This is a genomic window from uncultured Acetatifactor sp. (genome assembly GCF_948601915.1).
GTDB lineage: Bacteria > Bacillota > Clostridia > Lachnospirales > Lachnospiraceae > Acetatifactor.
In genome coordinates this window covers 1-8,685 of record NZ_CAPDXS010000189.1, presented here as the reverse complement: position 1 = coordinate 8,685, position 8,685 = coordinate 1, and the positions used below count along the sequence as shown (strand labels likewise).

The window sequence follows — 8,685 nt, the reverse complement described above, 5'->3', positions numbered from 1 at the left end:
AAATCAGCGGCGTGGCCACCACCTGCCCGAAGCTGAAGAACTGGTTGGCCCCGTAAGCCGCCACGGCCATCATGCCCGCCGTCATCCTAGGGTTCCCCTCCCGCCTTTTCCAGAACCTGGCAAATGCCGAAAGGAAGAAGCCCAGATAGGCTGCTGCCCCCAGAATCCCCTGGTTCACCAGCATGTTCAGCCATTCGTTGTGGGCATTGGCATATATGGAGCCCTCCTCCCACAAGATCGGCGCCTGCAGGGCAAGGGACTCCTGTTCATAGAAATATCTCGCGAAGCAGTCCGGCCCCACGCCATAGAGACAGCTGGTGAAGCCGCTCCTCCAGAATCCCTTCCATGCAGCCGTCCAGACCGCTCCCCGCCCGCTTCCCCAGGCGCTGTCCAGCCGCAGGAAGGAGAATCCTCCGAAGAATCTCCAGATTTCATCCGATATCTGGCATCCCGCAAGCACCAGTACCGCCCCAAGCACCAGAACTGCCCCAAGCAGGGACACAGCCCTGAGCGCCCTGCCGTCTTTCAGGCAGTCTTTGCCTGTCCTGACGTAAATCATCCTCAGAGCCACGGCTCCCACTGCCAGCAGCCACAGCGGAATCCCCCAAAAAGGCGTGAAGATCCTCTCGACGATTTCCTCTATGTCATAGGGAAGGATCAGATCCATCCGAATCAGCCATGCCAAAAAGCAGAACAGGGGCAGAAGCAGCACAGTCTCCAGGAAGCGCAGAAGCAATCGCAGCTCCTTCAGGGAGGCGAACAGAAGGACCGCGTACATCGCCCCCAGGCCCACAATCCCGCTGGCGCTCCCCTGCAGGAAGATGGCTGCCGTCCCCACAAAGGCCACGGCCCCGGCGGGTATCCGCTTCCACCCCTCCCCTGCCCAGAAGCAGTACAGCAGGAGAGGGACCGCCACCACCAGATAGCCGCAGTACCAGTTGATATTCCCCACAGTGGAAATGAGATTCCTCCGGTTCCACTCCCACCAGTCCATCCCCTCATATGTGCCCAGGGGATCGTAGCCCATGCGGTTCAGGACCCCCAGCAGGCACACCGCGGTCACGGAGATCCAGACAATGCCGGAGACCATCTTCTCCCTCTCATGCCACCGGCTCACCAGGAAATATCCCCCCACCAGGAAAAGCTGCGTCAGCAGCCCCATATACCAGCCGGAGAAGCCCGTAAACGCCGTGTCCTTATAGGCGCTGAACACATAAGACAGCACGGAAAACAGTGCAAAACAAATCGCGAAGCCGTCCGTGCCGGAATGCCCGTCCCATGTCCTGCCCCTCCGGACTTCCCCCGGAAAATGTCCCCTGCGCCACCTGCAGACGCCGGACAGGGCAGCGCCGGACAGCCACAGCAGCAGGAAAATCATGGACACGCTCCGGAAAAAGAGATATTTCGCGTCGGCCAGCATATAGAAGCCGTCCCGCATATAAAGCGGCAGCGCCGCAAAAATCGACAGCAGATATGCAGACGCAACCGTCTTCTGAAATCCTGCGTACTTCGTCTCCATTTATCCCATCCTCCAGCCCTTCTACCGAAAAAAGGAGGGGGAAAGATGACTTTCCTCCTCCTTTCATAGCTATGCCCGCCTAAAGCTTACGCTCTTTTCTTCTTGTTCAGGGCAACTGCTGTCATAGCCAGAGCCGCAAGGCATACGGTCACTGTCACAGGCACTGCCGCAGGAAGCTGGTCACCGGTCTTGGGAACGGAATCCTTCGCCCTGGATCCTGCCGCCGTAGGGAACACACCCTTGGGCGCATAGATGACGGTATAGACAGAGAACTGGTCAGTGCTGATCGTGATGGTGTCCGGATTGCTGTCCAGGTCGGACAGGTTCGTCAGCACGCCATTGTGCTCACGGATGACCATGAAGTCATATGTATTTCCGTCCTGGGCCTCGGGCCTCTGCAGCACGATGTTGATCGGCGCGCTCAGCTGAGTCACCTTATTGTTGTTGGCGTTCCTCTGGGGTACGATCATGGAGATGTCGATCGAGTAAGCCGCCTGGCCGCCCAGGGACATGGCTCTGTTCACAGCAGCCTGGGACAGGCCCCAAGGGGAAATTGTGGGCACCAGAGTCTCTCCGGCTGCCAATCCGGCCAATCCGCTCACGCCCTGCGTGGTGATTGCCACACCAAATCCGGACTGGTTGTCCACCGCAATCGTACTCGCTACAGGCGCCGGAACCGGAGCGACCACAGCCCCGCTCCCGCCTGCAGGCCTCTGGGTATTGTTACCGCTGGCCGTAGGCCGATTCTGGGACGGAGGTGTCTGAGTCGGTGGAGTTGTGTTGTTGCTGGTGGCGGACACTACCATCGAAGGCAGACCTACCATGTCGGACAAGGCCGGAGAAATGAACATTGCGGCCGTTGCCATTGCCATCGTCAAGGCTAGAAGAACACGTTTTTTCATTTTTCTTTCCCTCCTGGAATAAGTAAAATTAGATATAGGAAATGTATCCTGCTGAATATCTATTTTACCCCCCCAGGCAAAAAGTCAAGCCTTTTTGAAAAAAATATTTTTTTTTCGTCTACTGCCGTAAATCCATGGTATTGCTCCAGGCCCTCCTCCCGTCCGCGTCCGTCACCTCCGCCCGGATGAACGTCTCGAAGGGCTGGACTTCGCAGGAGCCCTCCGTCAGGCCGCTGCCGCGGAAACATCTCCCCCTGGCCCAGACCGCATTGGAGAAAAAGGAGATGCGGACGGCCGGGCTGCATTTCACGGTGACGCGGTTCCCCTCCCGGAGGAGATGGATCTCCGGGCCCTGGGTGGCGTAGAACGCCTTCCTCCGGATTGCCTCCAGCAGTTCGGCGTCCGTTGCCTGGGGGCCGCAGGCCAGCATGATATAGGAGGCTGTCTCGTCCTCTCCGTTGTAATAATGGGTGTCGTCATCGGCAATCAGGGGATACAGCCGCCCCCTGCAGGCCGACGCGTCCACGAAATCCCCGGAATAGGGGCGGGAGGATTCCCCCGCGTCCGATACCGTGTTGTAGATTTCCGTGGCCCCGATTCCCTCCAGCCCTGCGGTCTGCTCCACCGTGTTCAGCGACCATGCCGGGTGGGCCAGCACAGCCATGCCGCCGCAGCCATTGATCGCATCGATTATGGCCTGGGGCCCGGCCTCTCTGGGGATATGCGGTTCCCGGCTGCAGCCCAGGGCCAGGATGTGGAACACGCCCTCCGCGCCGTTGCCGCCGCCGATATTGTACTCCGCCCCGGACAGGGTGCGCAGACCGCCGATTGCCCCGCTCTCCCGGTATTTCCAGTGGTCTGTGATTGCAATGATGTCATAGCCCGCCTCCCGGTATATGGCCGCGGCCTCCTCCGGCGTCTTATGGCCGTCGGACTGCGTGGTGTGGAGATGGAGGTTGATTTTCAGCCTGTTCGTTCCAAACATGTCTTTTATCATGGTTTTGTCTTCTCCCTTCTCTTTGTTCTGAAATATTATATGTAACGTTCAGCAAGGCCCATTTGGGTGTGAATCGGACAATCACTCGTTTTCCACATTCCTCGTCCGGTTTAGCTTCGCCCAATTCATCAGACCGATGACCGCCATAATCAGATAAATGCTTCTTTTCGTCAGATAAACCATGTCAAAATGGGCGATATACATCCCTATGGACACGATATCCGTAATAATCCACCAGATATACTGCTCCTTATATCTCAAAAGCTCAAGTATCGTAGCCAGGATGCCTATGCTAAGCGTAAATGCGTCAAACCATGCAACCTCTCCGCCTACTTTCACAAGTACCCCATGATAAATCAAAGCGCTTGCCACCACAACTGCCGCGCATATGCCGTTCTGCAAAAGAGTCAGCCTCCTGCTTTTGGTCTTCTGTGTGATTTCCCGGTCCCTGTGCTTTGCCCAGAAATACCACGACACAAAATTCATGGGGATATAGAAAAGTATCTCCAACAGGGCAGTTCCCCAGATGTGCCAGTATACGAGATAGACCGCATACACAATCGTATTGACCGAAGCAAATACAAAATTGCTGATATTCGCTTTCGCCGTGAAAAAGATACAGATCACGCCACATACGGCGCTGATAAAGTTTATGACTGTCAGCCATGGGGGATTTCCGTCGGCAGAACCTGTGGTGAATCCTATGACCATCGCCCTGGCCGCGATGAATATCATGATGGCTCCCATCAAATATTCATACCATTTCAGTTCCCGAAAGCTCTTCTTTATATTTTCATATATCATATCATCCAAAATCCTCGTTCTACCTTTTCTGCCATTTCCCTGATCTGGGTGCCGCTTATGGGATAATGTTCCCGTTTCACATCCACCAACCTATGTACCGCTTCCGGATATGCCCTGTTAAAATATTCCCCGTAGCTCTCCTCGCTGCTGTACACAGCGTCCAGTCGGTTCCCCAGCACATTTCTGACCAACGGGGTCTCTGCCTCCCAGTCCTCTGAGCCGTCAGGCAGACGCAGTCCGGTGATGTCAATCAGTACAGGTATCACGTCCGCATATTGGGCCGCTTCCCTGCAGATCTTGTCAAGCTGTTTGATACGCTCCTCCACGGACAGCCAGTCCTTCGGATAATCCTCCAGAATCTTTTCCTCATCGGCTCCGCCCCAAAATAAGATTACATAGACCTTTTCACACTCCTGCGCTGCAGTGTCTACGCAAAACTTGTGGCCTTTGTGAAATGGCAGGAATTTGCCTCCATACATTCCTATTTTATATTGTTTCAAATATGTCCCTCTTTCTATGGGCTTTTTTTACCAAAGTTCCCGGCAGAGCGCGTCCGTCTCTATCAGAATCCTGTAGAGCGATATCAAAGACACGGTATCCCGCAGATGACTATGCCCGCCCCCCGGTTCTGATTTTTTAGCTGCCTTTTTATGTGAAAACAGTATAGCACATATTTTATGTCTGTTCCATCCTTATTCAATGCTTTTTTGAATCTGTCTGTTTGTCTTGCAGATATTTATAGCAGACTACCGATAGATAAATTTCGGATATTTAGTTGTTGGAGCCGATGATGTCCTGACGGAAAGTCTGCTGGTATTGTGCCAGTATCTATATAAGCACTGTGGCCAGAAGGCCGTCCTCCTCATTGACGAGTACAATGTGCCCCTGGACAAAGCCCGGCATTTTGGCCACTACGACGAGATGGCCAAGCTGATCCGCAACCTCTACAGCAGGTCGCTGAAGAGCAATGGCTGCCTCCAGTTCGCGATGATGACCGGAACGACATCATCCGCAGTTTCATACAGGCGGCGAAGCCGGGCACCAGGCGGAAGCTGGAGCTGCTGGTAAATGAAGAGCGCGTCACGAAGAGGGTAAACCAGGAACCGACCTATCGGAATCTGTACAGCAATACGGACAGCCTGTGGAGCGTGCTCTTCATGACAGGAGGTCAAGTATTCCAACAGCAGACGCAGGGCTGAAAAAGCAGAAGAAAAGTCCATGAGGGACGCAAGGCTGGAGAAGGGGTGCCGGGAAGCTCTGGCGCAGATAGAAGACTTGGGATATGATGCCAAGCTCAGGATGGATGGGATGGATACTGTCATCAAATATGGCATCGCCTGTGACAGGAAGCGGTGCAGGGTGATGGTGTCGGTTTGACAGGCTTTCTCAGGCGGGGAGACAGCCCCTGCTTCCTGTGGCTATAGAACCTCTGGCAGAAATTGAAGCTTCTGGCTCCGCAGCGCTTCACGCCATATCAGGGCCGGGGATTCCCATAAGGAGTCCCCGGCCGCAGTCAATCTGTTATCCGGAAAATCCGTTCCGTATTCTTCTTCGCGTTCTGTATCAATATGTCTTCTGACACTTTCATGTACTTAGCCAGATCCCTGACTACATACCTGATGTTCTGGGGCACGTTCGTCCTGTCCAGGCCGGGGACATTCTTCGGCGTCAGATAGGGCGCGTCCGTCTCCACCAGAATCCTGTCCAGCGGAATCAGGGACACGGCCTCCCGCAGCTCCCTCCCCCGGCGGTCGTCGCAGATCCAGCCCGTAATCCCGATGGAAAAGCCCATGGAAAGATATCTGTCCAGCGTCTTCTTATCGCCTGTGAAGCAATGCACTATCGATTTTACGCAGATGTCCGGATGGTTTTTGAACCTTTTTATAAAGTCATCCGCGGCGCTGCGCTCATGGAGGAACAATGGCTTATCCAGCTTTTCCGCAAGGACGATATGCTTTTCCAGGCATCTTATCTGGTTTTCCTTTGTGGAGAACATGCGGTCGTAGTCAAGGCCGCATTCTCCTACGGCTACCATTCTGTCGTTCTGGGATAATATCCGCTCCATGGCCTGGAAGTCCTCCTGCCTGGCGCGGTCGGCATTGTGGGGATGGATTCCGGCTGTCCCGAAGGCGGCATGGGATTTTACGAAAGCGTCTATTTTCCTGTCCTCTTTGATGTCCGTTCCGGTGAGGATGCAGCATACTTCCTGCTCCCAAGCTTCTTCGATTATCCTCTCCGGGTCGGGGAACTGCCTGCAGAACAGGTTCAGGCCGATGTCGTAGTATTTTATTGGTTTCATGGTTTCCTCCAAGCTGTCTCTTCTACCCTTCCCTTATGCAGCCAAAATACATGGCTCATTATAGCCCGGTATCTGCGAGCCATGCGTGATAAACGCCATATTGACTACTAATTTTCCGAGAATCACATAAATCATAAACTGCCAATCCTCTTCTCGAAGGCGTCAAGATTTGACCTGTCAGTACCACTGCAATAAATCGCGAATACAATGCTGTCAAATTTATCCCGGCAGTCTTGTAAGGCTGTCCGATATGCTCTGGCTACCGTATCCGGGTCATTTTGGAACACACCGCAACCGAACGCACCCAAAATCAGGATATCGACCTGGTTCGCCGCGGCTACATGCATGATGTGCTTCGCACGTTTTACATGCAGGTCGTATAGCTCTTGAGGCTCCATCTTCATAGGCTTCCCGGTTTCCGGATTATAGCGGTTCGCAGGCTCATTCCGCAGGTTCGGCGCGGCACAGCTTATCACGTCCACTGTCACGAAATCATTTTCTGGCATCCTTTGCGGAATACTCTCGTCTGTCTTACAGATAATGACTCCGGGGGAATAGATGCAGGCATCGGTATGGCGGTTGTCTTTTTTCTCGCGGTTCACATTGTAGTATCTGTCCCAGAACCGGCCGTTGTCAATCGTGGGATACAGCGTGGAACAGCGGCACAGGCTCTCCTCCTGGGCGCTGCTGCCGTTCTTCACGCCGCCTCCGGGACGTGTGGCCGAGGCGAAGTTCAGGACGGCGATTTTCCTGTCCGGGGATGCTTTGTGCAGGTTCATTGCCGTCTCGAAGGTCTTTGCGGCGATTACCTGCACCTGGCCGGTTTTTGCGTTTGAGACGGGGATTTCCGGGTAGTCGTCCGGCTCGTATAGTTTCGCGTTCTGCCGTCCGTAGGCTACTGCGCCAGCAAGGGTTTTGTTTACTGTATAGAATTCCTGGGTGTCCTGGAAGACGTTTATAAGTTGTTGTTTTCTGTCGGGCATAGTGGCTTCTCCTTTTTTATTTGAAAACAGTATAGCATATATTTTATGTCTGTTCCATCCTTATTTGGTGTGTTTTTGAAGGTGTCATAAATTTCGGATATGGAGTTGTTGGGGCTGTAAATCTGTGTTAAACTAAGGATAGAAAGCTTTCAGAAAGGGGGCGCGCAAAGCATGGGCAACACTGTAAAGCTGCCTGTGGGCATCGATGATTTCAAAAAATTACGTATAGAAGACTTCTACTATATTGACAAGACCGGCCTGATAGATAACGGAGCTGCTGCATAGCAACCTCTACAGCCGGGCGCTGAAAGGCCAGCGGAAACGACATCATCCGCAGCTTCATACAGGCGGCGAAGCCGGCACGGCCCAGACGAAAGTGGGCTTTGGAACGGGGAAATGAAAGGATGGGATGGCAATGGGGACAGAAAACCGTAAGCATAAGGACAGCCTGTTCGTGGACCTTTTTTATGAGGACGAATCCGCGAAGAAGAATCTGCTGAGCCTGTACAATGCATTGCACGATACAGAATATCAGGACGAAGGCATCATCCGGAAGGTAAGGGTGGGGGACGTGCTGTACAAGAACTTCAAGAACGATATCTCCTTCGAGGCGGACGGCAGGGTGCTGGTGCTGGGGGAACACCAGAGCACCGTGAACCCCAACATGCCCCTGCGCTGCCTGATGTACGTGGGGAGGGCCTATGAGCAGTTGGTAGAGAAGAAAGCCCGGTACAGGACGACGCAGGTAAAGATACCGACTCCGGAATTCTATACATTTTATAACGGTACGGAAGATTTCCCGCTGGAGAAGGAGCTGAAGCTGTCCGATGCTTTTCTGGACGCGCCCGGCGGAAATTCCGCGGAGCTGAAGGTGAAGGTCATAAACATCAATTCCAACAAAGCGCATATAATCCTGAAAAAGTGCGGGATATTAAGGGAGTACAGCCTGTTCGTGGATAAGGTGAGGGAGCACTCGATAGAAGAGGATTCGATAAAGCAAGCAATCAATGAATGCATAAGGCAGGGAATCCTCTCTGATTATCTCAAACGGAAAGGGAGCGAGGTGACGAATATGCTGATAGCGGAATACAGTTACGAGGGAGATATCGTATACGGTAGATAGTGAGTACCTATACAAAACTGGAGCAAACCTGTATGATAGAAACAGATTTGCTCCAGTC

At 53.5% G+C, this 8,685-nt stretch carries 10 protein-coding genes and 1 pseudogene; 4 read left to right on the top strand and 7 right to left on the bottom strand.

Annotated features, from left to right (window positions below; genetic code table 11):
- The 5 genes from Q2B33_RS21890 to Q2B33_RS21870 form a co-directional block, all read right to left on the bottom strand.
- On the bottom strand, positions 1 to 1,519 hold a 1,519-nt coding region (locus tag Q2B33_RS21890; RefSeq protein WP_300823167.1), incomplete at its 3' end, for an O-antigen ligase.
- 86 nt (positions 1,520 to 1,605) lie between these two features.
- Entirely contained in the window at positions 1,606 to 2,343 is a 738-nt protein-coding gene (locus tag Q2B33_RS21885) for a hypothetical protein (protein ID WP_300914249.1), read from the bottom strand.
- A gap of 196 nt (positions 2,344 to 2,539) precedes the next feature.
- Positions 2,540 to 3,406 (bottom strand): PHP domain-containing protein, encoded by an 867-nt coding sequence (locus Q2B33_RS21880; protein WP_300815068.1) that lies wholly within the window; start codon positions 3,404 to 3,406, stop codon positions 2,540 to 2,542.
- A gap of 93 nt (positions 3,407 to 3,499) precedes the next feature.
- Complete coding sequence (pnuC, locus tag Q2B33_RS21875) at positions 3,500 to 4,222, bottom strand: nicotinamide riboside transporter PnuC (RefSeq protein ID WP_300565450.1); 723 nt, start codon at positions 4,220 to 4,222, stop codon at positions 3,500 to 3,502.
- Positions 4,219 to 4,701, bottom strand: a complete 483-nt coding sequence (locus tag Q2B33_RS21870; protein ID WP_300815069.1) for an adenylyltransferase/cytidyltransferase family protein — start codon at positions 4,699 to 4,701, stop codon at positions 4,219 to 4,221. The genes pnuC and Q2B33_RS21870 overlap by 4 nt, the downstream gene beginning before the upstream one ends.
- Before the next feature lie 277 nt (positions 4,702 to 4,978).
- Between Q2B33_RS21870 and Q2B33_RS21865 the strand changes: the two genes are divergently transcribed.
- Positions 4,979 to 5,290, top strand: coding sequence for an AAA family ATPase (locus Q2B33_RS21865; protein WP_330685086.1), 312 nt, complete (start codon positions 4,979 to 4,981; stop codon positions 5,288 to 5,290).
- Between the two features lie 108 nt (positions 5,291 to 5,398).
- Positions 5,399 to 5,599, top strand: a pseudogene (locus Q2B33_RS21860) (hypothetical protein); the annotation flags it as partial.
- 136 nt (positions 5,600 to 5,735) lie between these two features.
- Here the strand turns inward: Q2B33_RS21860 and Q2B33_RS21855 are convergent.
- A complete protein-coding gene (locus Q2B33_RS21855; RefSeq protein ID WP_300565446.1) occupies positions 5,736 to 6,521 on the bottom strand; it encodes a TatD family hydrolase in 786 nt (261 codons plus the stop codon).
- A 131-nt stretch (positions 6,522 to 6,652) separates the two neighbouring features.
- Complete coding sequence (locus Q2B33_RS21850) at positions 6,653 to 7,504, bottom strand: TIGR02452 family protein (protein ID WP_300565444.1); 852 nt, start codon at positions 7,502 to 7,504, stop codon at positions 6,653 to 6,655.
- A 171-nt stretch (positions 7,505 to 7,675) separates the two neighbouring features.
- On the opposite strand from Q2B33_RS21850, the gene Q2B33_RS21845 reads away from it, so the two are divergent.
- Positions 7,676 to 7,789: an AAA family ATPase gene (locus tag Q2B33_RS21845; RefSeq protein ID WP_300565442.1), complete on the top strand. Its 114-nt coding sequence runs from the start codon at positions 7,676 to 7,678 to the stop codon at positions 7,787 to 7,789.
- A 130-nt stretch (positions 7,790 to 7,919) separates the two neighbouring features.
- Positions 7,920 to 8,627 carry an Rpn family recombination-promoting nuclease/putative transposase gene (locus Q2B33_RS21840; RefSeq protein WP_300565440.1) on the top strand — a complete coding sequence of 236 codons (708 nt, stop codon included), beginning with the start codon at positions 7,920 to 7,922 and terminating at the stop codon, positions 8,625 to 8,627.
- Positions 8,628 to 8,685 lie beyond the last annotated feature (58 nt).

Excerpts from the sequence above, each read along its gene's own strand:
- Q2B33_RS21870 (WP_300815069.1), bottom strand. The coding sequence starts at position 4,701 with ATGTATGGAGGCAAATTCCTGCCATTTCACAAAGGCCACAAGTTTTGC.
- Q2B33_RS21845 (WP_300565442.1), top strand. The coding sequence starts at position 7,676 with ATGGGCAACACTGTAAAGCTGCCTGTGGGCATCGATGATTTCAAAAAA.
- Q2B33_RS21855 (WP_300565446.1), bottom strand. The coding sequence starts at position 6,521 with ATGAAACCAATAAAATACTACGACATCGGCCTGAACCTGTTCTGCAGG.
- Q2B33_RS21880 (WP_300815068.1), bottom strand. The coding sequence starts at position 3,406 with ATGTTTGGAACGAACAGGCTGAAAATCAACCTCCATCTCCACACCACG.
- pnuC (WP_300565450.1), bottom strand. The coding sequence starts at position 4,222 with ATGATATATGAAAATATAAAGAAGAGCTTTCGGGAACTGAAATGGTAT.
- Q2B33_RS21885 (WP_300914249.1), bottom strand. The coding sequence starts at position 2,343 with ATGGTAGGTCTGCCTTCGATGGTAGTGTCCGCCACCAGCAACAACACA.
- Q2B33_RS21840 (WP_300565440.1), top strand. The coding sequence starts at position 7,920 with ATGGGGACAGAAAACCGTAAGCATAAGGACAGCCTGTTCGTGGACCTT.
- Q2B33_RS21850 (WP_300565444.1), bottom strand. The coding sequence starts at position 7,504 with ATGCCCGACAGAAAACAACAACTTATAAACGTCTTCCAGGACACCCAG.